Source organism: Streptomyces apocyni (genome assembly GCF_009739465.1).
Lineage (GTDB): Bacteria > Actinomycetota > Actinomycetes > Streptomycetales > Streptomycetaceae > Streptomyces > Streptomyces apocyni.
Map to the genome: position 1 here is coordinate 229,235 of NZ_WHOM01000051.1, position 23,866 is coordinate 253,100.

At 70.6% G+C, this 23,866-nt stretch carries 17 protein-coding genes and 1 pseudogene; 12 read left to right on the top strand and 6 right to left on the bottom strand.

Features of this window, described 5'->3' with window-relative positions:
- Positions 1-3: 3 nt before the first annotated feature.
- The 3 genes from GCN81_RS14060 to mgtA all read right to left on the bottom strand — a co-directional run bounded on the left by GCN81_RS14060 (position 4) and on the right by mgtA (position 4,491).
- Positions 4-1,920 (bottom strand): AMP-dependent synthetase/ligase, encoded by a 1,917-nt coding sequence (locus GCN81_RS14060; protein ID WP_156724915.1) that lies wholly within the window; start codon positions 1,918-1,920, stop codon positions 4-6.
- Between the two features lie 187 nt (positions 1,921-2,107).
- A complete protein-coding gene (locus GCN81_RS14065; RefSeq protein WP_156724916.1) occupies positions 2,108-2,575 on the bottom strand; it encodes a hypothetical protein in 468 nt (155 codons plus the stop codon).
- Positions 2,458-4,491 carry a magnesium-translocating P-type ATPase gene (gene mgtA, locus GCN81_RS14070; protein ID WP_231626706.1) on the bottom strand — a complete coding sequence of 678 codons (2,034 nt, stop codon included), beginning with the start codon at positions 4,489-4,491 and terminating at the stop codon, positions 2,458-2,460. The genes GCN81_RS14065 and mgtA overlap by 118 nt, the downstream gene beginning before the upstream one ends.
- A gap of 863 nt (positions 4,492-5,354) precedes the next feature.
- Here mgtA and GCN81_RS14075 point away from each other — a divergent pair.
- The 9 genes and pseudogenes from GCN81_RS14075 to GCN81_RS14115 all read left to right on the top strand — a co-directional run.
- Positions 5,355-5,780 (top strand): annotated as a pseudogene (locus GCN81_RS14075) (FtsW/RodA/SpoVE family cell cycle protein); the annotation flags it as partial.
- A gap of 297 nt (positions 5,781-6,077) precedes the next feature.
- Positions 6,078-6,302 (top strand): hypothetical protein, encoded by a 225-nt coding sequence (locus GCN81_RS14080; protein ID WP_156724917.1) that lies wholly within the window; start codon positions 6,078-6,080, stop codon positions 6,300-6,302.
- A 36-nt stretch (positions 6,303-6,338) separates the two neighbouring features.
- Positions 6,339-7,022 (top strand): response regulator transcription factor, encoded by a 684-nt coding sequence (locus GCN81_RS14085; RefSeq protein ID WP_156724918.1) that lies wholly within the window; start codon positions 6,339-6,341, stop codon positions 7,020-7,022.
- 43 nt (positions 7,023-7,065) lie between these two features.
- A complete protein-coding gene (locus GCN81_RS14090; RefSeq protein ID WP_197287630.1) occupies positions 7,066-8,424 on the top strand; it encodes a sensor histidine kinase in 1,359 nt (452 codons plus the stop codon).
- Between the two features lie 212 nt (positions 8,425-8,636).
- Positions 8,637-9,629 (top strand): dihydroxyacetone kinase subunit DhaK, encoded by a 993-nt coding sequence (dhaK, locus tag GCN81_RS14095; RefSeq protein ID WP_156724920.1) that lies wholly within the window; start codon positions 8,637-8,639, stop codon positions 9,627-9,629.
- 21 nt (positions 9,630-9,650) lie between these two features.
- The gene (dhaL, locus tag GCN81_RS14100) at positions 9,651-10,250 is read left to right on the top strand and encodes a dihydroxyacetone kinase subunit DhaL (RefSeq protein ID WP_156724921.1); all 600 of its coding nucleotides are present in this window, start codon (positions 9,651-9,653) and stop codon (positions 10,248-10,250) included.
- Positions 10,243-10,650: a PTS-dependent dihydroxyacetone kinase phosphotransferase subunit DhaM gene (locus GCN81_RS14105; RefSeq protein ID WP_156724922.1), complete on the top strand. Its 408-nt coding sequence runs from the start codon at positions 10,243-10,245 to the stop codon at positions 10,648-10,650. Before dhaL ends, GCN81_RS14105 begins: the two co-directional genes overlap by 8 nt.
- Positions 10,651-10,757: 107 nt before the next feature.
- On the top strand, positions 10,758-11,291 hold the full coding sequence (locus GCN81_RS14110; protein WP_156724923.1) for an RNA polymerase sigma factor: 534 nt from the start codon (positions 10,758-10,760) through the stop codon (positions 11,289-11,291).
- A 1-nt stretch (position 11,292) separates the two neighbouring features.
- A complete protein-coding gene (locus GCN81_RS14115; protein WP_156724924.1) occupies positions 11,293-11,946 on the top strand; it encodes a hypothetical protein in 654 nt (217 codons plus the stop codon).
- A 15-nt stretch (positions 11,947-11,961) separates the two neighbouring features.
- Here GCN81_RS14115 and helR read toward each other — a convergent pair whose 3' ends face one another.
- The 3 genes from helR to GCN81_RS14130 all read right to left on the bottom strand — a co-directional run bounded on the left by helR (position 11,962) and on the right by GCN81_RS14130 (position 19,517).
- A complete protein-coding gene (helR, locus tag GCN81_RS14120; RefSeq protein WP_156724925.1) occupies positions 11,962-14,172 on the bottom strand; it encodes an RNA polymerase recycling motor ATPase HelR in 2,211 nt (736 codons plus the stop codon).
- A gap of 165 nt (positions 14,173-14,337) precedes the next feature.
- Positions 14,338-15,936 carry a sigma-70 family RNA polymerase sigma factor gene (locus tag GCN81_RS14125; protein WP_156724961.1) on the bottom strand — a complete coding sequence of 533 codons (1,599 nt, stop codon included), beginning with the start codon at positions 15,934-15,936 and terminating at the stop codon, positions 14,338-14,340.
- Positions 15,937-16,130: 194 nt separating this feature from the next.
- The gene (locus GCN81_RS14130; RefSeq protein ID WP_156724926.1) at positions 16,131-19,517 is read right to left on the bottom strand and encodes a pyruvate carboxylase; all 3,387 of its coding nucleotides are present in this window, start codon (positions 19,515-19,517) and stop codon (positions 16,131-16,133) included.
- 302 nt (positions 19,518-19,819) lie between these two features.
- Between GCN81_RS14130 and GCN81_RS14135 the strand changes: the two genes are divergently transcribed.
- The 3 genes from GCN81_RS14135 (at position 19,820) to rox (ending at position 23,733) form a co-directional block, all read left to right on the top strand.
- Positions 19,820-20,956 carry a sulfite oxidase gene (locus GCN81_RS14135; protein WP_156724927.1) on the top strand — a complete coding sequence of 379 codons (1,137 nt, stop codon included), beginning with the start codon at positions 19,820-19,822 and terminating at the stop codon, positions 20,954-20,956.
- Between the two features lie 78 nt (positions 20,957-21,034).
- Positions 21,035-22,159: a diaminopropionate ammonia-lyase gene (locus GCN81_RS14140; RefSeq protein ID WP_156724928.1), complete on the top strand. Its 1,125-nt coding sequence runs from the start codon at positions 21,035-21,037 to the stop codon at positions 22,157-22,159.
- A gap of 146 nt (positions 22,160-22,305) precedes the next feature.
- Positions 22,306-23,733 (top strand): rifampin monooxygenase, encoded by a 1,428-nt coding sequence (gene rox, locus GCN81_RS14145; protein ID WP_156724929.1) that lies wholly within the window; start codon positions 22,306-22,308, stop codon positions 23,731-23,733.
- Positions 23,734-23,866: the final 133 nt, after the last annotated feature.

Consider the following 23,866-nt stretch of genomic DNA (forward strand, 5'->3'; position numbering starts at 1 on the left):
GCTTCAGCCCTGGTAGAGCGCCTCGATCTCGGCCGCGTACGTGTCCGCCACGGCCTTCCGCTTGACCTTGAGCGAGGGGGTGAGAAGTCCGTTCTCCTCGGTGAACTCACCCTCGACGATGACGAACTTGCGGATGGACTCGGCCCGGGAGACGGCCTCGTTGGCGTAGTCCACGGCTTTCTGGACGTCGGCGATCATGCGCGGGTCGCGGATGACCTCGGACATCGGGGTGTCCTGGGGTTTCTTGCGTACGGCGAGCCAGTGCTCGACCGCGTCCGGTTCCAGGGTGACGACGGCGGCGACGTACGAGCGGTTGTCGCCGACGACCATGCACTGGCCGACGGGCGGGCGGCTGCGCAGCCGGTCCTCCAGTGGGGCGGGCGAGACGTTCTTGCCGCCCGAGGTGACGATGATGTCCTTCATCCGGCCGGTGATGGTGAGATAGCCGTCGTCGTCGAGTTCGCCGAGGTCCCCGGTGGCGAACCAGCCGTCGTCCAGGACCTGTTCGGTCGCCTCGGGGTTGTTCCAGTACGCGCCGAACACGATGCCGCCGCGGATGAGGACCTCGCCCCCGTCCGCGATACGTATCGCGGTGCCGGGCACCGGCAGGCCGACCGTGCCCGGGCGCGGGCTGAGCGGTGGGATGACGGTGGCCGCGGCCGTGGTCTCGGTGAGGCCGTAGCCCTCGTAGATGACGATCCCCGCGGCATAGAAGAAGAGGTTCAGCCGCCGGTCAAGTGGTGAGCCGCCGCTGATGGCGTAGCGCAGCCGTCCGCCGAGTTCCTTGCGGACCCGGCGGTACACCAGCAGGTCGTAGAGGGCCCAGGCGAGATAGAGCCCGAGCGATGGCCCCTTGCCGCGCTCCAGGAACTTGTCCAGGTACGCCTCGCCGAAGCGCACCCCGATCCGGTCCGCGCGCTCGAATGACGCGCCGCGGCCGATCTTCTCCGCGGTGGCCCGTCCGGTGTCGTGGATCTTCTCGAAGAGGTAGGGCACGCCGACGACGAACGTCGGTTTGAAGGAGCGGAGTTCAGGGCGGAGTTCGTCGGGCTTGATGCTCGGGCAGTGGCCGAGTTCGATCCGCGCCATCATGCAGGCGAGTTGGATGGTGCGCCCCAGGATGTGCGCCAGCGGGAGGAAGAGCAGGGTCGACGCGACCTGTCCGGTGACCTCTTTGAAGACGGGGTGCAGCAGTTCGACGGTGTTGGCGGCCTCGGCGTGCAGGTTGCGGTGAGTGAGGACGCAGCCCTTGGGTCGGCCGGTGGTGCCGGAGGTGTAGCAGACGGTGGCGATGGTGTCGGGGGTGAGCGCGGCCCGCCGCTTGGTGACCTCCTCGTCGGGTATCTCGCGTCCCAGCGTGGCCAGTTCGGGGATGGCCCCCTTGTCCAGCTCCCACAGGCGCGGCGGCTGCGGCAGCCGGGCGGCCGCATCCTCGGCCGTGCGGGTGTTGTCGGACGTCTCCGTGATCAGGTGGGTGGCGCCGGAGTCCCGTACGATCCACTCGACCTGCTCGGCGGATGAGGTGGCGTAGATCGGCACACTCTGGCCGCCCGCCGCCCAGATCGCGAAGTCCAGGACCGCCCACTCGTAGCGGGTGCGCGCCATCAGAGCGACCCGGCCGCCTGGTTCGAGCCCGGCGGCGATCAGCCCCTTGGCGGCCGCCGCCACTTCGCCTGCGAAACCGGCGGCGGTGACCGGCTGCCAGGAGCGGCCCACCTTGCGGCGTACGACGACGGCGTCCGGGTCCTCGGCGGCGTTGATGAAGGGGACGTCCGCGGCGGAGCCCCCGTCTCCCGCCGAGGCGAGGGGGGCGGTGCGTACTTCCCTGACCACGCCGTCTTGTCTGGTCAGCTCGGTGCGGACCCGATTGGCCAGGTCGCTGCGCTGCTTCGCCCGTTTCAGATCCTTGCGTACGCCCATAGTCGGCTCCGTGGTTGGCCTGACGTGTTGTGCCGCGCGGTGGTTCGGGTTCTGACTCGCTCGTCAACTTACCGGCGCGTAAGGGGAAATCAAGGAGGTCCGACAATCTTCTGACTTCTGAGTAAGCTTACTTCTGGGTAAGTGGTAGCCGAGGAGCCTCCCATGGCACATGGCAGCACCCCCGCTCTTACTTGATCAGTGCGTTGGCCCCGGCGATCAGCAGTCCGATCATCGCGTCCGCGGCGCCGATCGCCACCGCCGACCGGCGCCGGTAGCCCACGCGCAGGGCGGCGAAGGTGCCCCAGCCGAAGAGCAGCGCGGCGTTCGCGGCCAGGCCCGCGGTGGTGACGTCCCCCGCGGGCCAGTTGGCCACCCCCGCGGCCACCAGCAACAGCACGGTCGGCAAGCAGGCTGCGAACAGTGGCCACTCGTCTGCCAGGGTGCGCCCGAGCTGCCGCCACCGATGGCTGCCCGAGCCCGGCTCGTGAGTGGCCATGTGGTGGGCGTAACCGTGCGCGAGGGCGGCCGTGCCCGCGGTCACCATGACCCAGGCGGCGTCGTAGTACGGGGTGAACACCCCGTCTGCCTGGAGGGCGGCGAGCAGTGCGCTGGCCAGGACCGTGCCGTACACACCGCCCGACATCCAGCTACGCATGGTGCTCCCTTCGATCGGCTGATGTGTGTGGGGACTCGGGTGCCGCCTGGTGCGGCGGTGGTCACAGCCAGGTGTGGAACCGGCGGATGTACCAGGTCTTCACCAGCTGGGTGAGGGCGCAGTACGCGACCAGGGTGGACCGTCCCCACGTCGATGCCGACATCGGCGCAGACCCGTGCGGCGACGCGTTCGTTGTCGCCGGTGACGACCTTGACCGCGATGCCGTTGTCGGCCAGACCCCGCAGGGCGGCGGCCGCGTCCGCCTTCGGCGGGTCGAGGAAGGCCAGGAAGCCGACCAGGGTCAGCCCGGCCTCGTCCGCGACCCTGTAGGTGTCCCGCTCGGCCTCGGGGGCCGTGCGGGTGGCGACGGCCAGGACCCTCAGCCCGTCCCGGTTGCGGGCCTCGGCGACCTGGGCCACATGCCACCTCAACTGGTCGGTCAGCTCGACTCGTTCGCCGCGGTCCCTGAGGTGCGTGCACCGGGCGAGGACCTCCTCGACCGCCCCCTTGGTGATCATGATGTGGTCGCCGTCGCCGTGGCCCAGCAACGGGTTTCGGCGCAGGATGACGGACATCCGGCGGCGGGCGAAGTCGAAGGGGATCTCGTCGATCTTCGTGAAGCGCGTATCGACGACAACCTCCTCGGCCTCGTGGACGCGGTCGATGATCGCCTGGTCCATCAGGTTCTTCAGGCCGGTCTGGAAGTGGGAGTTGAGGTAGCCGTGCTCCAGGACCTCGCTGTCCTCGTGGCCGTGCACGTCCAGGTGGCGGTCCAGGACGATCCGGTCCTCGGTCAGGGTGCCGGTCTTGTCCGTGCACAGCACGTCCATCGCGCCCAGGTTCTGGATCGCGTTGAGCCGTTTGACGACCACCTTGCGCCGGGACATGGCGACCGCGCCCCGGGCCAGGTTGGCGGAGACCACCATCGGGAGCATCTCGGGGGTCAGCCCGACCGCCACCGCGATCGCGAAGAGCAGTGCCTCGTCCCAGTCCCCTTTGGTGAGGCCGTTGATCGCGAAGACGACCGGGACCATCACCAGCATGAAGCGGATCAGCAGAAAGCTGACCCTGCGTACGCCGTTGTCGAAGTTGGTCCGCGGACGCTCACCGGCCAGCGAGCCCGCCATCGAGCCGAAGTACGTCCGGGTGCCGGTCGCCACGACGACACCAGTGGCGATACCCGAGGTCACCGACGTCCCCATCAGGCAGAGGTTGTCCGCCTCGACCGGGTCGCTGGTGGGGGTACGGCCGGAGTCGTCGCCCCGGATGTCGGCCTTGGCGACCGGCAGCGACTCGCCGGACAGCGAGGCCTGGTTGACCATCAGGCCCTTCGCCGCGACCAGCCGTAGGTCAGCGGGGACCAGGTCGCCCGCCGACAGCTTGACCAGGTCGCCGGGGACGACCTGCTCCATGGGCACCTCGAGGGTTGTCGGGACCGACCCGCGCCCCGCACGGCGTTGCACGGCGGTCGTGGTGGTGACCAGTCGCTTGAGGGCCTCGGCCGACCTGCCCGACCGGTACTCCTGCCAGAACCGCAACAGCCCGCTGATCCCCACCATGACGGAGAGGATGATGACGCCGGGGTCGGCCGGGTCCTGCCAGTACATGACACCGGCCAGGACGACCAGCACGGCGGTGAACGGGTTCGCGTACGCGTTCGCCAGCTGTACGTACCAGCGCGGTGGCCGCTCCTGCGTGACGACGTTGGCTCCGTACCGTCCGAGCCGGTCGACGGCCTCACCGTGCCTGAGGCCGTCGCGGGTGACGCCCAGGTCCCGCAGGACCTGGCGCGCGGACTGCGCGCCGTACTCCGAGAGCCTGACGCCGACTTCACGGGTCCGGGCCTCCAGCTCGGCGGCCCGGCGCTCACGGCGGCGGCCTGGCGGAGCCAGCTTTTCAGGGGTGAGCAGGGTCATGATGAGGCCTTTCTCGCCGCATGGCGGCATGGCGCTCCGCCGCGCGCAGCGGAGGATGTTTGTGGAGCGCCGTGTGCGCGGGATTCGCGGACAGGCGCTATGCGTGATCAGTTGCTGATCCAGGAACGCGGCCGACGCATTGGCGCGGAATGGCCCGAATTTCCGTCGACCATTCGACAGTAGCATGCGATTGAGCGTGCCCAATTCGGACCAGGGCCCCGTCGCTTTGCGGTTGGATTCCCTTCCTGAGTTTCCTGAAGAGGCCTTCAGGAAACTCAGGATTTCTTCAGGCGGACTCCCGCAGAATCTCCCGCATGTCGAAGCACCGAGCCGTACGTGACCAGTGGCGACGCCACGGGCACAGGCGCCCCGCCCACCAGCGCCCGCCCGGGCGCCGGTTCCGCCTGCTGCGCACGCTGCTGACGCTCACCCTTGTGCTCGCCATCGGCTGGACAGCAGGAAGGCTCAGAACGGTGAGGAACTCCCGAAGAAACTTCTGCGGAAACTGCATGCCGGTAACTCGGAAATCGGCGGCTATAACGCCAACACGCTGATTCTGCTGCGAGTACCCGCGGGGAATGGAAAGGTAAAGGGATTCCCCATTCCCCGCGACGACCTGGTCGACATACCGGGGCACGGCCAGGACAAGATAAAGAAGGCATACGGACTGGCGAATGCGGCCAGGGAGCAGAAGCTCCGGCAGCGGGGGTGGACGACAAGCGGGAGCTGGAGCGCGCCGGGCGTGAGGCCGGTCGCCGGTCGCAGATCACGACCGTGAGCGCGTTCCTCGACCTGCCCGTCGAGATGGCGGTGTCGCTGGCCCTGCTGATGGCACCCGCGTTCTTCCCCGGCGACACCTATGAGTCACCGGCACCGGTCCGGGGCTCGGCCACCCCGAACTCGTGGGATTCGCGGGCCGCAGCGACTACGTCCTCACCACCGTCGGCGAGGAACTCGGCCTCGCCTGAGTCATGGCCCTGCTCCTGCTGTACGGCCTGTTCATCGAGCGCGGATTCCGCACCGCCCTTGTCGCCGACAACCTCTTCGGCAAGCTGCTCGCCGCAGGGCTGTCCGTGGTGCTCGCGTTCCAGGTCTTCATCGTCGCCGGTGGAGTACTGGGCCTCATGCCCTTCACCGGCAAGGCACTGCCCTTTCTGGCCCAGGGCAGGTCCGCCATGACCGGGAACTGGCTGCTGGTCGCGCTCTTGCTGGTCATCAGCCACCAGGACAACCGCCCCGAGCCGACAGCCGAGAGCGCGACAGCCCCGGCCGTGGCGGCGGACCTGTGACCGCGGAGTCCAAGGGGGCGTGGCGGATCTGGGGCGCGGGAGCGCTGGCCGCGCTGATGTTCCTCGCGGCGTACGGGTCGTCCTCACCCCCACCGGTCAGCGCTGGGAGAACGCGGGCCTGACCGGGCGGCTCCAGCGCGAGAGCGCGGCCACCGCGCGTGCCGCGGGCGACGCGCTCGGCCGGATCACCGTCGGCTCACTCGCCGTCGCGATCCTCGTGATCGTCGTGATCGGCCCGCCGCCCCGCCCCACCCATCCCCTCCCCGCGCCCGGTACGCCCTGTACGCCCTGCTCGTCGTGGCTCCGCTGGCCTGTGCCTCCCTGGTGGGCCTGGGCGCCGGGGTCGTCCTCCCGCTCAGATCCCTGTACGGGCTCGACGCCCCGGACCCGCACCTCGCCCAACTCTCCTGCCAGAGCGGGCACGCCCTCACGGCCGGGACGAGTGCCGCCGTCGCCCTGGTCTTCATGGCCCTGGTCCGCCGACTCGACGAGGCGGTCGCTACGGAGTGCGTGGTCAGTTAATCCTGTTTGGGAAGCTTCGTATGCGATGGTTGATGAATGCGTATTTTGGTGGTCGAGGACGAGGAGGGACTGGCTGACACGCTGCGCAGGGGGCTCGGCGCGGCCGGTCACTGGGTCGATGTCGTCCACGACGGCCTGCGCGGACTGGAAGCCGCCCGCTCCCGCGAGTACGACGCCCTGGTCCTCGATGTGATGCTGCCCGGTATCAACGGCTACGAGGTCTGCCGCCGGTTGCGTTCCCTGGGAGACCCCACCGCAGTGTTGATGCTGACAGCCAAGGACGGTGAACACGACGAGGCGGACGGGCTGGACGCGGGGGCCGACGACTATCTCGCCAAGCCGTTCTCGTTCGTCGTCCTGCTCGCCAGACTGCGCGCGCTCGGCCGCCGTACCGGCAGGGAGCAGCGGGCCACACTCCAGGTCGGCGATCTCGTGCTCGACGTGGCCGCGCGCCGTTGCCGCCGGGGCGAGCGGGAGATCGAGCTGACCGCCCGTGAACTGGCCGTCCTGCGGTGCCTGATGGAGGCTGAGGGGGCGGCCGTCGACAAGCAGCACATCCTGCACGAAGTGTGGCGGGACACACCGGGCGGCGACATCGACCCGAACATCGTTGAGGTCTACGTCAGTTCACTGCGCCGCAAAGTCGACACGCCCTTCCAGCGCCGCACGATCCACACGGTGCGGGGCGTCGGATACCGGCTCGGCTCCGATGCCGCGTAGCATCCGAGTGCCCTCATGGGCCCGCAGGCTGATTCCCCGTCAGGTGCGTGCGCGCGCCGCGCTCGCGGCGGCAACGACGATGACGGTCCTCCTGGTACTCGGCGGCCTCTGGCTGTTCACGACGCTGCGTGCCAACCTCCTGGACAGCACCGAGGACCGCACCGAGCTGGCCGCCCGCAAGGTCGCCGCCGATGTCGCCGCCGACCAGCTCACCTCCCACCTGCCAGACCCCGAGGGTGGCGTCGACTCCCTCGTCGTCCTGACCCCGGACGGCACCGCCCTCGCCGGAACGGATCCCGACCCGGCAGCGCTGTCCGCCGGACTCGCCGCCTTCCGGCCGGGGCCCGGGCACGACTCCGCGAGCAGAGTCGAGACCCAGGCGGGCCGGACGGACCAGCGCGGCGTGGTCTCCGTCGTACGGGCCGAGTCGCCCGACGGCACCCGCTATGTCTACGCACGGACCGAGCTCGACGACGTGGACGAGGCCATCCGCGCCCTGAGCACCGCACTGATCGCCGCCGGCCCGCTGCTCGTCGCGCTCAGCGCCGCGAGCGCCTGGGCGGCGGCCACACTCACCCTGCGCCCCGTCACCGCGATCCGCACCGCCCTCGCGTCCGTCACCGCCAGCGCACTGGACCGACGCGTTCCCACCCCGCCAGGCGGCGACGAGATCACCGCACTCGCCCAGACGGTCAACTCGACCCTCGACCGGCTCGAACAGTCGGTCACCCGACAGCGGCAGTTCGTCGCCGACGCCTCCCACGAACTGCGCAACCCGATCGCCGCGCTGCGAGCGGAACTCGAAGTAGCCGCCCTGGAGATCCGGGAGCCCCACTCGGCCGCCGCGATCGAGCGCGTACTCGGCGACACACTGCGCCTCCAGCGAATCGCCGCCGACCTGCTGCTCCTGGCCCGGCTCGATGCCCGGGCGCCCCACACCGAGGCCCCGGTAGACCTGGCCCTGCTCGCCGCTGAGGAGCACGCGCGGCGGCGCTCCGCCCGCGTCCCCATCGTGGTGGAGGCCAACGCCCCCGTACTGGTCCACGGCGACCACAGTCACCTGGAGCGGCTGCTGGCCAACCTGGTGGACAACGCACAGCGCTACGCGGCATCCGAGGTACGGATCACCGCCACCACCGACCCCGAGTCCGGCGACGCCCTACTGGAGGTCCAGGACGACGGTCCCGGCATCCCGGCAGAGTCAGCCGAGCGTGTCTTCGAGCGGTTCGCAAGACTGCACGACGACCGCAACCGCGCCGAAGGAGGTACGGGTCTGGGGCTGGCCATCGCTCGCGAAATCGCGCAATCCCACGGCGGCAGCCTGCACACCCGGCCGTCACAACACGGCGCACGACTCGTCGCACGCTTCCCCCGCGCCCGGTCACAGCCCCCGACGCTCTAGGTCGGACACGGCCTAGGGGCGACGGGGCCTCCTGATTCGGTACCGGGGCGCGCCCAGAAGGCTCTCGCCCGTGACCTCCACCGCGGCAAGGCCGATACTGCCGACAGTGGCACCCAGCCGAGTCCCGCCCAACCATCCGAACCGCCCACAGCCACTGACCAGGGAAATACGCAGGTCACTCACCCGTTTGCTACCCCACTCAGGAGGTACCCATGAGGATGCTCATCAATGTCGCGGAGACGGTGGTCGCGGACGCGCTGCGGGGCATGGCCGCGGCCCATCCCGAGCTCACCATCGACGTCGAGAACCGGGTCATCGTCCGTAGGGACGCGCCCGTCGCGGACAAGGTCGCGCTGGTATCCGGCGGCGGGTCAGGACATGAGCCGCTGCACGGCGGGTTCGTGGGGCCCGGCATGCTGTCGGCGGCCTGTCCCGGCGAGGTGTTCACCTCGCCGGTGCCGGACCAGATGGTGCGGGCCGCGGCCGCCGTGGACAGTGGTCAGGGCGTGCTGTTCGTCGTGAAGAACTACACCGGTGACGTACTGAACTTCGACATGGCCGCCGAGCTCGCCGAGGACGAGGGCATCCAGGTCGCCAAGGTCCTGGTCAACGACGACGTGGCGGTGACCGACAGCCTCTACACGGCGGGACGGCGCGGCACCGGCGCCACCCTCTTCGTCGAGAAGCTGGCGGGGGCCGCGGCGGACGAGGGCGCGCCGCTGGAACGCGTCGAGGCGATCGCCCGGCAGGTGAATGAGAACTCCCGGAGTTTCGGGGTCGCGCTGAGCGCCTGCTCGACTCCCGCCAAGGGCAGTCCGACGTTCGATCTGCCGCCCGGAGAGCTGGAGTTGGGGATCGGCATTCACGGCGAGCCGGGCCGCGAGCGGCGCGCGATGATGACCTCGCGGGAGATCGCGGACTTCGCCGTCGATGCCGTACTGGAGGACCTGCGGCCGCGAAACCCGGTGCTGGTCCTGGTCAACGGCATGGGGGCGACGCCGCTGCTTGAACTGTACGGCTTCCATGCCGAGGTGCAGCGAGTGCTGGCCGAGCGCCAGGTGGCGGTCGCGCGCGTCCTCGTCGGCAACTACGTGACCTCGCTCGATATGGCGGGCTGCTCGGTGACGCTCTGCCAGGTCGACGAGGAGCTGCTGCGCCTGTGGGACGCTCCGGTACGTACCCCCGCCCTGCGCTGGGGCGTGTGACGACCGATGCGAGGAGGGCATGTGCTCGACGCCGACTTCTTCCGCCGCTGGATGACGGCCGCCGCGGCGGCCGTCGACCGTGAGGCGGACCGGCTGACCGAGTTGGACTCGCCGATTGGCGACGCCGACCACGGCAGCAATCTCAAACGCGGTTTCACGGCGGTCCGGGAGGTCGTCGAGGCGGAGGCCCCGGAGACCCCCGGAGCCGTACTGACCCTGGCGGGACGCCAGTTGATCTCGAAGGTGGGCGGGGCGTCCGGGCCGTTGTACGGAACGCTGCTGCGGCGTACGGGCAAGGCCCTCGGCGACGCCGCTGAGGTCTCCCAGCCTGAGCTGGCCGAGGCGCTGCGCGCGGGGGTGGCCGCGGTGGCGCAGTTGGGCGGCGCGGCGGCGGGCGACAAGACGATGCTGGACGCGCTGATCCCGGCGGCCGACGCGCTGGATGAGTCGTTCGACGTGGCGCGGGCGGCCGCCGAGAAGGGTGCGCTCGCCACGACACCGATGCAGGCCCGCAAGGGGCGCGCGAGCTATCTCGGCGAGCGCAGCATCGGCCACCAGGACCCGGGCGCCACCTCGTCGGCGCTGCTGATCGCCGCGCTCGCGGAGGTGGCCGGTGGGTGAGCGACGGGTGGGCATCGTCCTCGTTTCACACAGCGGACCGGTGGCCGTCGCGGTTGCCGAGCTGGTGAAGGGACTCGCGGGCGGCGGCGACACCGCCCCCGTCGCACCGGCGGGCGGCACCCCGGACGGCGGTCTTGGCACCAGCGCCGAGCTGATCACCGACGCGGCGCGCGCGGTCGACCAGGGCGCGGGCGTCGTCCTGCTCGCCGACCTCGGCAGTGCCGTCCTCACCGTGAAGTCGCTGCTCGCCGAAGGCGACGAACTCCCCGACGGTGCCCGGCTGGTAGACGCGCCGTTCGTGGAGGGCGCCGTCGCGGCCGTGGTCACCGCGTCGGCCGGTGCGGATCTCGACGCGGTGGAGGAGGCCGCCAAGGAGGCGTACGCGTACCGCAAGGCATAGGCCGTACCCGGCCTCGTACACATACGAACAGGAAAACGAGCCGTCTCCGGGACCGAACGTTTCCGGGGGCGGCTCCGTCCTTGGGGAAACGAGGCGAGGGGATACGGATGGTGCGCTGGCTCGAGAGAGGGGCCACACAGGAGAGTTCGCCGCTGTTCTCCGAGGCGGACAGCAGGCGGATTCGTGGGGTGCTGCTGATGGGCGGGCTGCCCTTTGACCAGCTCGAGGACGGCTTGCAGCAGGTACGGCTGAAGCTCCTGGAGGCCCAGGCGGACCCTGACCGTCCCGAGATACGCGAACCGGCCGCCTGGATGGCGGTGGTCGCCTCCCGGATCGCCACCGACTGGCACCGGGGCCGGGCAAGGGACGCGGGTCTGCGCGAGCGGCTGGCCACCCGCTGGTCGCTGCGGCCCCCGACGGACCACCCGCAGGAACACCGGGACCTGGCGCTGACCATGGCCGACGGGCTGGAGCGCCTGACGCCGCTTCAGCGCCAGGCCCTGGTCCTGCGGTACTACGCTGACCTGCCGCTGTCCGAGATCGCCCGTCAACTGGACATACCCGAAGGCACGGCCAAGAGCCGCATACACGGGGCCGTCGCGGCCCTGCGGACTCAACTGAGTGACATGGAGGCGATCTGACATGCCCGACGAGCGGGAGCTGACCGGGCAGGAGGAGGAGCGGCTGCGCCTCGCCCTCCGGATGATCGGCGACGAGGCCACGCGCCCCTCCCCCGCGCCGCCACGGCCGGTGGCGTGGTGGCGCGGAGGCAGAGCGATCGGCCCCCTGGTCGCGGCGGCGGCCGTCGTGGGGGTGATCGTGCTGGGCATCGCGAACGGCGGCAGCGGACTGTCGGACGGGGATGCCGGTGCCGGTGCGAAGTCGGACAGCAAGTCCGGGGCGGACGCCGGGAGTGCGGAGGACGGCGCGGGTAAGGGACAGTCCCACCAGGAGGCCATCGCCTGTGCTCGGATGATCGTCGAGGGTGACGTCCTCGCCGTACGGGAGTCCTCCCGGGAAGGGCGCCTCCTCGTCACGCTCCAGGTGACCGAGTGGTTCAAGCCGCGGAGCGGTGCGGACCAGGTCGAACTCGACCTGGTGGACCCCCGTGTCGTGGATTCCGAACGGTCGCTGCGCAAGGGGCAGCACCTGCTGGTGTACGTCCCCCTCCGGGAGGATCTCGACACCAACCCCGACATCGACGACGAGGTGCCGTCCGGCCGGAAGAACCTCAGGTACTACCTGCCCAGGTCGACGGAGACGGTGTGCCCGCCGTACTGGAAGAACCCGCGTTGATTCGGACAGACGACTTCAGGAGCTCGTGAGGATGACGAGTTGCTGGGTCGCTCGGGTCATCGCTACATAGCGGTCGACCGCTCCTTCGTTCCTGTTCGCGTTCCCGTTGCCGAACGTCTGTGGATCGATCACGACGACCAGGTCGAACTCGAGCCCCTTCGACAGCTCCGGGGTCAGCGACCGGACGCGGGGCGTCGCCCGAAACGCCCCGACTCCGATGTCGCCCGTGCCGATGACGCAGGCCACGCCTTCGTCATGCGCGGCGAGCCAGGCGTCAAGGATCGAGTCGAGGTCCGCGATGGGTCCGTGTACGACGGGGACATGGCCACTGCGGACGGAGGTCGGCACGTTGGCGTCCGGGAGTACGGACCGGATGACGGGCTCGGCCTCCGCCATGACCTCTTGTGGTGTCCGGTAGTTGATGCTCAGCGAGGCCAGGTTGATCCGGTCGAGCCCGACCCGCTCAAGCCGTTCCCGCCAGGACTCGGTGAACCCGTTCCTGGCCTGGGCACGGTCCCCCACCAGGGTGAAGCTCCGGGACGGACAGCGGAGCAGCAGCATCTGCCACTCCGCGTCGGTCAGTTCCTGGGCCTCGTCCACGACGATGTGCGCGAACGGTCCGGCGAGCTGGTCCGGGTCGGCGCTGGGCAGGGCGGTCTCGTCGACCAGGGCGTCCTGGAAGTCCTCGCCGCGCAGCATCGAGACCAGGCCGACACCGTACGCGTCGTCCGCGGCCTCGATCAGGTCGTCCACGACTGCGGCCATGCGCTCTCGTTCGGCGGCGACAGCGGCGTTGTGCCGACGCTTGCGCCGTGCCGCCTCCGGGTCGCCGAGGCGCTGCCGTGCCGCGTCCAGGAGCGGCAGGTCGGACACCGTCCAGGCCTGGGCGTCCGCGCGCTGCAGCGTGCGTATCTCGTCGCGGCTGAGCCAGGGGGCGCACAGGCGCAGGTAGGCGGGTACCGACCACAGGTCTCCGACGAGGTCAGCCGCTTCGAGGAGCGGCCACGCCCGGTGGAAGGCTGTGACCAGCTCTTTGTCCTGCATCAGCGACCTGCGAAAGAGGTCAGGCGATACGCCGCCGTCACCGTCGCCGTCGCCGTTCCTGTCGAGCTTGTTCAGCAGGATCGTGACCAGTTCCTCCCAGATCTGTTCGCGTGCTTCGTTGTGGGGAGTGCCTGGGTCCGGCGCGCCGAACGCCTCGGCCCAGTCGTCGGCGCTCAGCCAGATGTCGCCTGAGTGCGTCGATACGGTCATCCCCTCGGTAGGCGGCTCCTCGTAGAACCTGACGGCCGTCTCGATCGCCTTCACCAGGTCCGCGGACGACTTCAGCGCGGCCACGGCCGGGTCGGTCTCGGTCACCGCTGTGGCTCCCTCGGCGACGAGGTCCCGCAGGACGCAGGTCTGTACGCCCTCCTCGCCGAGGCTGGGCAGGACGTCGGCGACGTAGGACAGGTAGGGCCGGTGCGGGCCGACGAACAGCACGCCGCCCCGACGGTGACCGAGGCGGGGGTCGGCGTAGAGCAGGTGGGCGGAGCGGTGCAGGGCGACGACGGTCTTGCCCGTACCCGGACCGCCGTCAACGACGAGAGCACCACGGGAATCCGCGCGGATGATGGCGTCCTGGTCGGCCTGGATGGTGCCGAGTACGTCGCGCATCTGGGACGACCGGTTGCTCCCCAAGCTCGCGATGAAGGCGGACTGGTCGTCGAGCGCGGCGTGCCCTTCGATCCCGTCGGCGGTGAACACCTCGTCCCAGTAGTCGCCGATCCGGCCGTGGGTCCAGCGATACCGGCGACGGCTCGCCAGACCCATCGGGTTGGCGTGGGTCGCGGCGAAGAACGGCTCCGCCGCGGGCGAGCGCCAGTCGATCAGCAGCCGACGCCCCGCGCCGTCGGTGAGACCAAGGCGGCCGATGTACACGGGCTCGGGGGCGTCGGCGCTGACGATGTGCCCGAGGCACAGATCCCATCCGAACCGACGCAGTGTGCGCAGGCGAGCGGTCAGCCGGTGGATCTCCACGTCCCGGTCCATCGCCTCCTGGCCCAGGCCACCGGGCGCCTTACGCAGGCCGTCGAGGCGGTCGGACAGTTCGGCGGTCGTCTGCTCCAGGCATTCGGCGACGGCGGTGAAGTGCCGCTCGTCGTGTGTGATCAGCGTCGGGTCGGCCTTGGCCGAGAGGCGGTCGGGAAGGTCAAACGCGCTGGTGGTCGTCGTCGGGGAGGTCACGGCATCAGCTCCGAATCTGAGGCTCGGCTTCGGCCTCGGCCGCTGATTGTGCGCCACGCCCCGGGCCTTGCCGCAAGGCCCCCAGTGCGCTATATGTTGAGAGTGGCAAGGAGAGTGGGTACGCCCACGCCTCCTTGCCTTTTTGCTTTCTACGTCCGCTGCCCGCTAGAAGCCGAAGACCTGGGTCCATGTCCAGTCGTCATCGACCAGGCCCACGCCCATGGTGTTCAGGGAGCAGTTGAGGATGTTGGCCCGGTGGCCTGGTGAGTTCATCCAGGCCGACATGACGGCCTCGGGTGAGTTCTGTCCTCGGGCGATGTTCTCGGCTCCGGGCTGCGGGTAGCCCTGGGCGGTGGCCCGGTCGCTGAAGCTGCGGCCGTCCTGGCTCGTGTGGTCGAAGTAGTTGTTGGCCGACATGTCTTCGCTGTGGAGTTGCGCTGCTCGCGCGAGGCGGTCGTCGTGTTTCAGCGCTCCGCAACCGGCTTTGGCGCGTTCCGCGTTGACGATCGCCAACACCTGTCCGGCCGGGGTGCTCGCCCGGGCGGGGGCCGGCTTGGCCTTCGCCGTCTTGGTCGGCGTTGGGGCCAGCGTCGGGGTCGGGGACAGCGCTGACTCCCGTGTCGGCTTCGGCTTGGGTTTGGGCTTCGTGCGGGTGGGGCTCGGCTTGGGCGAAGAGGACGGGCTGAGTGAGGGGGAGGGTGAGGGTGACGTGGAGGGCTTCGATGAGGTGGACGGGGGCGGCGCGCTCGGTGTGGAGAGCTCGGGGGCGGACGCGGACCGTACGGTGTCGGCTTCGCCGTCGGAGGGGAGTGCCTTCAGGCCCACCACCGCCGCTCCCCCGGCCAGTACGGCTATCCCGACGGCTATGCCAGTAGCTCGGCGCCGCCTCCGTATTCGCTCTTGTACGCGGCGGCCGCGCCGCCCCGGCGGGACGGACGCCTCGCCACCCCGTACGCCCGACCCACTCACGACGGTGGCGGCAGCAGCACCGGCGTCGGCGAAGGCCACCGGCTCACCGACCCCTTCCGGGCCGCCCGCGAACGTAAGCCCGGTCGCGGCTGCCACGGGTACCAGGCCCAGACCCACCAGCAGCCCTTCCGCGGGCACAAGCCCGGCCTGGTGCCCGGAGCAGTGGGCGCACTCCCGGACGTGCCGGGCTATGCGCTTGCGCCATAGTGCCGAGGGGTGGCCGTCCCAGTTCCCCGTCACTTCGTCGAGACGCGCGCACGACGGGGTCACGGCCAGGGCGCGTACCACGAGGCGGGCCGTGTCCAGCTGCGCCTTCATACGCTGGATACGCACCCCGGTGTGTTCCGGGGACAGTTCCAGCGCCGCGGCCACCTCGGCCCGGCTCAGCTCCCCCGCCGCCTCGAGCCACCACAGCGAGAGCAGCGCGCGGTCGTCGGTGCCCAACCAGCGGGTGGCCCGCGCGAGTTCGCGCCGCTCTCCTTCAAGGCGAAGGCGCACGATGGTCAGGTCCACGAAGTCCGCGCCAGGGTCGGCCACGTCGTAGGCGTCCCGCAGCTCCGAATCAACCGGCGTGGCCTGCCGCTTGTGCCAGTAGGTACGGATCTGGTTCATCGTGATGGCCACCAGCCAGGAGCGGAACCCGGCGGTGTCCCGCAGCGAGCCAAGACCGCGCAGCGCGCGCAGCATGGACTCCTGCACGACGTCGTCGACGTCGGCGTGGCCGTTCAGCGCCCTGCCGACGATGTTGTACACCAGCGGCAGGTACGCGCTGACCAGCTCGTCCTGTGCCCACATGGCACCGCGTTGCGCCGCCTCAATCACCGCGTGCTCGTGATCCCCAGTCGCTGCCACGCCTGCCACTTCCTTCCCGTCCAGCCTCACCGTTTCGGTCTGACACCAGGGGAGACCTCAGGCCGGTGGGCCGCATAACAAGAAACGAGACCCGATGTTCCGGGCGATCCCCGCGCCCGCCCTCGCCCTCGCCCCCGTTACGACGTCGGGGCGGCGATCACCATCAGGAGGTCGCCCGCCTCGACCTGCTGGATGGAGGTGATGGCCAGCCGCTCCACCGCTCCGGCGACCGGTGCGGTGATGGCGGCCTCCATCTTCATCGCCTCGATGGTCGCCACCGTCCCGCCCGCCTCGACCTGCTCGCCCACCGCCGCGGTCAGCGTCACCACCCCGGCGAACGGCGCGGCGACGTGCCGTGGGTCGGACTTGTCGGCCTTCTCCGCGGCCGGCAGGTCCGAGGCCACCGACCGGTCACGCACCTGGATCGGCCGGAGCTGGCCGTTGAGCGTGGCCATCACGGTGCGCATGCCGCGCTCGTCCGCCTCGCCGATCGCCTCCAGCGCGATGAGGAGCCGTACCCCGGGCTCGAGGTCGACCGCGTGTTCCTCCGCGGGCCGCAGGCCGTAGAAGAAGTCCTTGCTGGGCAGGACGCCGGTGTCGCCGTAGGCGTCGCGGTGTGTCTCGAAGTCCTTCGCCGGGCCGGGGAACAGCAGCCGGTTGAGGGTGGCGCGGCGGTCCTTGTCCAGCCCCTCCCGTTCCTCGGCGGACAGGTCGGCGACCAGCTTGGGCGCGGCACGGCCCTTGAGTGCCTTGCTACGGAACGGCTCGGGCCAGCCACCGGGCGGGTCGCCCAACTCGCCCCGCAGGAACCCGATCACGGAGTCCGGGATGTCGTACGAGCCGGGTTCGGCCGCGAACTCCGCGGGTGCGACGCCCGCGCCGACGAGGTGCAGGGCGAGGTCGCCGACCACCTTGGAGGACGGGGTGACCTTGACCAGGCGGCCGAGCATGCGGTCGGCCGCCGCGTACATGGCCTCGACGTCCTCGAACCGGTCGCCGAGTCCCAACTCGCGTGCCTGAACACGGAGGTTGGAAAGCTGGCCGCCGGGGATCTCGTGGTCGTAGACACGCCCGGTGGGGGAGGTCAGGCCCGCCTCGAAGGGTGCGTAGATCCTGCGGACGATCTCCCAGTACGGTTCGAGGTCGCCGACGGCCCGCAGGCTCAGCCCGGTTGGCCGCGGGGAGTGGTCGGTGGCGGCGACGATCGCCGACAGTGAGGGCTGCGATGTGGTGCCCGCCATCGAGGCCACCGCTCCGTCCACGGCGTCGGCGCCCGCGTTGATCGCGGCAAGGTAGGTGGCCAGCTGGCCGCCGGCCGTGTCGTGGGTGTGGAGGTGGACGGGCAGGTCGAACTCCCTGCGCAGCGCGGTCACCAGCTTCTCGGCGGCGGGTGCCCGGAGCAGCCCGGCCATGTCCTTGATGGCCAGGACGTGTGCGCCCGCGTCGACGATCTGCTCGGCGAGCCGGAGGTAGTAGTCGAGGGTGTAGAGCTTCTCGGCCGGGTCGGAGAGGTCCGCGGTGTAGCAGAGGGCCACCTCGGCGACGGCCGTTCCGGTCTCCCGTACGGCGTCGATCGCGGGCCGCATCTGGCCGATGTCGTTGAGCGCGTCGAAGATGCGGAAGATGTCGATGCCGGTACGGGTGGCCTCCTCGACGAAGGCGGTGGTGACCTCCGTCGGGTAGGGGGTGTAGCCGACGGTGTTGCGGCCGCGCAGCAGCATCTGCAGGCAGATGTTGGGCACCGCCTCGCGCAGCCGGGCGAGGCGGTCCCACGGGTCCTCGGCGAGGAAGCGCAGGGCCACGTCGTAGGTGGCGCCGCCCCAGCACTCCAGCGACAGCAGCTGCGGCAGCGTCTGGGCCACGGCCGGGGCGACGGCCAGCAGGTCCTTCGTCCGCACCCGGGTGGCCAGCAGCGACTGGTGGGCGTCGCGGAAGGTGGTGTCGGTGACGGCCACCGTGGACGACTCCCGCAGGTGGCGCGCGAAGCCCTCCGGGCCCAGCTCGGTCAGTCGCTGCTTCGATCCGGCGGGCGGTGCGCCGCCTGGGACGTCCGGGATTTTGGTGGTGGGGTCGATCAGGTGCGGGCGCTCGCCGTTGGGCTTGTTGACCGTGACGTCGGCCAGGTAGGTGAGCAGGCGGGTGCCGCGGTCGGCGGAGTGGCGGGCGGTCAGCAGGTGCGGTCGTTCCTCGATGAACGACGTGGTGACCCGGCCCTCCTGGAAGTCCGGGTCGTCGAGGACCGCCTGCAGGAACGGGATGTTCGTGGCCACACCGCGGATGCGGAACTCGGCCACGGCCCGCCGGGCGCGGCCCACCGCGGTGGCGAAGTCATGGCCCCGGCAGGTCAGTTTCACCAGCATCGAGTCGAAGTGGGCGCTGATCTCGGAGCCGACGAACGCGGTGCCGCCGTCCAGCCGGATGCCGGAGCCGCCCGGGGAGCGGTAGGCGCTGATGGTGCCGGTGTCGGGACGGAACCCGTTGGCCGGGTCCTCGCTGGTGATCCGGCACTGGAGCGCGGCGCCCCGCAGATAGATCCGCTCCTGCGCGAGACCGAGGTCGGCCAGGGTCTCACCGGCGGCGATGCGCAGCTGTGCCTGGACCAGGTCGACGTCGGTGACCTCCTCGGTCACCGTGTGCTCGACCTGGATGCGCGGGTTCATCTCGATGAAGACATGGCGGCCTTCGCGGTCGAGCAGGAACTCGACGGTACCGGCGTTGCGGTAACCGATGCTGCGCGCGAACGCGACCGCGTCGGCGCAGATGCGCTCCCGCATCGCGGGGTCGAGGCCCGGCGCAGGCGCCAGCTCGATCACCTTCTGGTGCCGCCGCTGCACCGAGCAGTCCCGCTCGAACAGGTGGACGACGTTGCCCTGTCCGTCGGCGAGGATCTGCACCTCGATGTGGCGCGGGTCGACGACGGCCTTCTCCAGGAACACCGTGGCGTCGCCGAAGGCGGACTCGGCCTCGCGGGACGCCGCCTCGATGGCCTCACGCAGCTGCGCGGGTTCGTCCACGCGGCGCATCCCGCGCCCGCCGCCACCGGCGACCGCCTTGACGAACACCGGGAAGCCGATCTCCTGCGCGGCGGCCGTCAGCTCGGCCACGTCGCTCGACGGCTGCGAGGACCCCAGGACGGGCACTCCGGCGGCCCGGGCCGCGGCGATCGCGCGCGCCTTGTTGCCGGTCAGCTCCAGGATCGCGGCGCTGGGGCCGATGAACGTGATGCCAGCCTCTTCGCAGGCCCGGGCCAGGTCCGGGTTCTCGGACAGGAAGCCGTACCCGGGGTACACGGCGTCCGCCCCGGCCCGGCGAGCGGCGTCCACGATCTCCTCGACGGAGAGGTAGGCGCGCACGGGGTGCCCCCGCTCGCCGATCTCGTAGGCCTCGTCCGCCTTGAGGCGATGCAGCGAGCCGCGGTCCTCGTACGGGAACACCGCCGCCGTGCCCGCACCCAGTTCGTAGGCGGCGCGGAACGCGCGAACGGCGATCTCACCCCGGTTCGCGACAAGTACCTTCCGGAACATGCACAGTCCCTTCCTGCCCGACGTTCGCGAAGCAGGCGCCTGACGGGCGCCCTCCTGGCTGCCCCCTGTTTACACCCACCGGGCGGCGCTGACCCGACCAGAAATCCGCGTCGCGCCGTGGTGAGGTCCGCTCGGGGCACCGCGATGACTCCTTATGCTCCGGATTTTCCTGACAGATCGGGGGCCTGGTCGACGCGGTGAGTGCTGATGCTCACACCACTCGCGCATCGGAATGACGGCCTTCCCGCCCGGCCGCGCGTGCGCGAGATGCCCGGAGCCGGTGCGGCGAGCACCATGGATACATGGACGGCGCACGCATCAGTGACATCAGTCCACCGGGGCGCCTGGCGGAACCCGGCGAGGCCATCAGCCTGGAGGAACTCGCGCTCGCGGCCCGTAACCACGGCCTGCCGCTGGAGGCCCTGCGCTACGACCTCACTCCGGCCGGGCTGCACTATGTACTCGTCCACTACGACATCCCCGCCACCGACGCCGACACCTGGCGGCTCACCGTGCGCGGCCGCGTACGCACCCCGCTGACCCTGGACCTGCCGACGCTGAGGTCGTTCCCCGCGAGAACGCGGCGCGTGACCATGGAGTGCGCGGGCAACGGCCGGGCCCGCCTCACACCCCGGCCGGTGAGCCAGCCCTGGCTGGTCGAGGCGGTCGGGACCGCGGAGTGGACCGGAGTGCCGCTGCGTACGCTGCTCGCCGAGGCCGGTGTGGCGGATGACGCTGTCGAGGCCGTCTTCACCGGAGCCGACCATGGCGTCGAGCGGGGTGTCGAGCAGGACTACCAGCGCAGTCTGCCGCTGCCGGTGGCCATGGGCGATGACCCGGAGGTCCTGGTGGCGTACGCGATGAACGGCCGTCCGCTGCCCCCGCAGCACGGCCATCCGCTGCGGCTGGTCGTCCCCGGGTGGTACGGCATGGCGCAGGTGAAGTGGCTGCGCGAGATCGCCCTCAGCGACGCCCCGTTCACCGGCTTCCAGCAGGAGGTGGCGTACCGCTACCGGCAGTCGCCCGACGACCCCGGCGAACCGGTCACCCGGATCGCCCCGCGGGCCCTGATGATCCCTCCGGGGTTCCCGGACTTTATGTCCCGCACCCGGGTGGTACGGCCCGGCCAGGTGCGGCTGGAAGGCCGAGCGTGGTCCGGCCACGCTCCGGTGACCGGCGTCGTGGTGAGCACCGACGGCGGCCGCGTCTGGAGTGAGGCCGAGCTCGCCCCGCAGGAAGACGGACACGACTGGGCCTGGCGACACTGGCACGCGGCCTGGACCGCCACACCCGGCCGTCATGAGCTCAGCGTCCGCGCATACGACGCCGCTGGCCACACCCAGCCCGTCGACCCACCGTGGAACCGGGGCGGGTTCGCCAACAACCTCATCCAGCGGGTCTCCGTGCTGTGCCTGGCCGCCCCGGACAGAACCGGCTGAGCCCAGTGCCGGGAGACGTTTCCGAATCAGCGAGGTCATTCGCTGGACCGATCAGCGGTGGAGTCGCACCCTGATCAGGTGACTGAGAATGCTTCCTCCCTCCCTACGCTCCCTGCGCGGTGGTTCGCGCAGCCCGGCGTCGTCGCCCGTGCCTGGCGGTGTGCATCCGCCCCTGCCGAGGTGCGGGACTTCCACTCCTCACTGGTGGAGTACGCCCCGACCCCACTGGCCGAACTCCCCGAACTCGCAACCGAGTTGGGAGTGGGCCGGGTCTTCGTCAAGGATGAGTCGTGCCGCCTGGGGCTGCCAGCGTTCAAGGCGCTGGGCGCGTCCTGGGCGGTGCATCGCACCCTCACCGAGCGAGCCCTGAACGGCGGGGATTCGGGAGGTCCGGTCACGCTGGTGACCGCGACGGACGGCAACCACGGCCGGGCGGTGGCCCGGATGGCACGCCTGCTCGGCCAGCGCGCCCATGTTTTCGTCCCGCGAGGCGTGCATCCGCGGGCCGTGCGGGCCATTGCCGCCGAGGAAGCGGAGGTCACCGAGGTTCCGGGGCCGTACGACGACGCGGTGCGACGGGCGGACGAGGCGGCCGCCGCGCCGCACACGGTGCTGGTCCAGGACACCGCCTGGCCGGGCTACGAGGAGATCCCGGGCTGGATCGTTGAGGGCTACTCCACGCTCTGCACCGAGATCGACGAGCAGTTGACCGCCGCGGGGAGCAGCGATGGCCCTGACCTCGTCGCCATCCCCGTAGGTGTGGGGTCGCTGGCCCAGGCCGTCGTCACCCACTACCGCAGCCGCCCCTCACCTCAGACTCCCCCTGCACTGCTGTCAGTTGAGCCCGAGACGGCGGCCTGCGTCCTCGCGAGCCTGACCCGCGGTGAACCGGTCAGCGTCACCACCGGCGAAACCTCCATGGCAGGGCTGAACTGTGGCACTCCGTCCAGCATCGCCTGGCCGTACCTGCACAGCGGGCTGGACGCGGCCGTCGCCATCCCCGACGCCGCCAGCGCCCGAGCCGCCGCCCGCCTGGCGGCTCTGGGCGTCTCCTCGGGCCCCTGCGGCGCCGCGGCACTCGCTGGACTGCGCGCGGCACTCACTGGGGCGGGCGCCGAGGAGCGCCGTACGGCACTGGGGCTCGACGCGGGCTCGGTGGTCGTCCTGCTGAGCACGGAGGGCACAGCAGCCAACGGTTCCTGAGTCCCGCACAGACGAAAGGCAAGGAGAGTACGCACTCATTCCTTGCCACTCTCAACGTATAGCGCACGTGGGGCCTTGCGGCAAGGCCCTGGTCGTGCCGCAGAATCGTCGGCCTCGGCAGTCCTGTCTCGTTGAATGGGCGTGTGATGAGTGACGTGATCGTGGTCGGTGGCGGACCGACCGGCCTGATGCTGGCCAGCGAGCTGCGGCTGGCCGGAGTGCGTGTCGTCGTGCTGGAGAGGTTGACCGAGCCAACCGCGCAATCCCGCGGGCAAGGCCTGCACACGCGCAGCGTCGAGGTGATGGACCAGCGCGGCCTGCTGGACCGGTTCCTCGCGGTCAGTGAGAAGTTCCAGGTCGGCGGTCTCTTCGGCGGCATCTCCAAGCCGTGGCCCGCCCGATTGGACACCGCGCACCCGTACGGCCTGGCCACCCCGCAGCCGGTCACCGAGCGGCTGCTCAACGAGCGCGCCCTCGAACTCGGTGTCGAGATCCGGCGCGGCTGCGAAGTGGTCGGTCTTGGCCAGGACGATGACGGGGTGACCGTCGAGCTGGCGGACGGCACCCACCTGCGCTCGCGCTACCTCGTGGGGTGCGACGGCGCCCGCAGTGTGGTGCGCAAGCGGCTCGGCGTCGGGTTCCCCGGCGAGCCCGCCAAGGTCGAGACGCTGCTGGGTGAGATGGAGCTGACCGAGGACCCGGAGACGGTCGCCTCCGTCGTCGCGGAAGTCCGCACGACCCAACTGCGGTTCGGCGCCATGCCACTCGGGGACGGGGTGTACCGCCTCGTCGTACCCGCCGACGGGGTGAGCGAGGACCGTACGCGCGCGACGACCCTCGAGGAGTTCAAGCGGCAGCTGCGGGCGTGCGCGGGTACCGACTTCGGCGCGCACGCGCCGCGCTGGCTCTCCCGGTTCGGCGATGCCACCCGGCAGGCCGAGCGCTACCGGGTCGGCCGCGTGCTGCTGGCGGGCGACGCGGCGCACATCCACCCGCCGACCGGCGGGCAGGGGCTCAACCTCGGCGTCCAGGACGCGTTCAACCTCGGCTGGAAACTGGCGGCCGCGGTCAACGGCTGGGCACCGGAGGGGCTGTTGGACAGCTACCACAGCGAACGGCACCCCGTGGGCGCCGCCGTCCTGGACAACACGCGAGCGCAGATCACGCTGTTGGGGACCGATCCGGGTGCGACCGCGCTGCGGGAGCTGCTCTCGAAGCTGATGGACTTCGAGGAGGTGAACCGGTACGTGACCGAGATGATCACCGCGGTCGGGGTCCGCTACGACTTGGGCGAGGGCCACGAACTGCTCGGCCGGCGCATGCGCGACGTGGAGCTGAAGCAGGGGCGCCTCTACGAGCTGACGCACGGCGGCCGCGGGCTGCTCCTCGACCAGACCGGCCAGCTCTCGGTGGCGGGTTGGGCGGATCGAGTGGACCATGTCGTCGACGTCAGCGAGCAACTGGACGTGTCCGCCGTGCTGCTGCGGCCGGACGGCCATGTGGCGTGGGCCGGTGAGGATCAGCGGGATCTGCTCGACCACCTGCCCAGGTGGTTCGGCGCTGCCGCCAGCTGAGCGCCTGCCTCTGAGTGCGCGGTCCCGGTGCTCGCGCGTCTCACGTGCGCAGATACGACGCTCCGTTGACGTCGAGCACCGCGCCAGAGCTCCACTGGGCCTGCGGCGAGGCGAACCACAGCACCGCCCGCTC

Excerpts from the sequence above, each read along its gene's own strand:
- GCN81_RS14060 (WP_156724915.1), bottom strand. The coding sequence starts at position 1,920 with ATGGGCGTACGCAAGGATCTGAAACGGGCGAAGCAGCGCAGCGACCTG.
- GCN81_RS14065 (WP_156724916.1), bottom strand. The coding sequence starts at position 2,575 with ATGCGTAGCTGGATGTCGGGCGGTGTGTACGGCACGGTCCTGGCCAGC.
- mgtA (WP_231626706.1), bottom strand. The coding sequence starts at position 4,491 with ATGACCCTGCTCACCCCTGAAAAGCTGGCTCCGCCAGGCCGCCGCCGT.
- GCN81_RS14085 (WP_156724918.1), top strand. The coding sequence starts at position 6,339 with ATGCGTATTTTGGTGGTCGAGGACGAGGAGGGACTGGCTGACACGCTG.
- dhaK (WP_156724920.1), top strand. The coding sequence starts at position 8,637 with ATGAGGATGCTCATCAATGTCGCGGAGACGGTGGTCGCGGACGCGCTG.
- GCN81_RS14110 (WP_156724923.1), top strand. The coding sequence starts at position 10,758 with ATGGTGCGCTGGCTCGAGAGAGGGGCCACACAGGAGAGTTCGCCGCTG.
- GCN81_RS14115 (WP_156724924.1), top strand. The coding sequence starts at position 11,293 with ATGCCCGACGAGCGGGAGCTGACCGGGCAGGAGGAGGAGCGGCTGCGC.
- GCN81_RS14125 (WP_156724961.1), bottom strand. The coding sequence starts at position 15,936 with ATGTGGGCACAGGACGAGCTGGTCAGCGCGTACCTGCCGCTGGTGTAC.
- GCN81_RS14130 (WP_156724926.1), bottom strand. The coding sequence starts at position 19,517 with ATGTTCCGGAAGGTACTTGTCGCGAACCGGGGTGAGATCGCCGTTCGC.
- GCN81_RS14135 (WP_156724927.1), top strand. The coding sequence starts at position 19,820 with ATGGACGGCGCACGCATCAGTGACATCAGTCCACCGGGGCGCCTGGCG.
- rox (WP_156724929.1), top strand. The coding sequence starts at position 22,306 with ATGAGTGACGTGATCGTGGTCGGTGGCGGACCGACCGGCCTGATGCTG.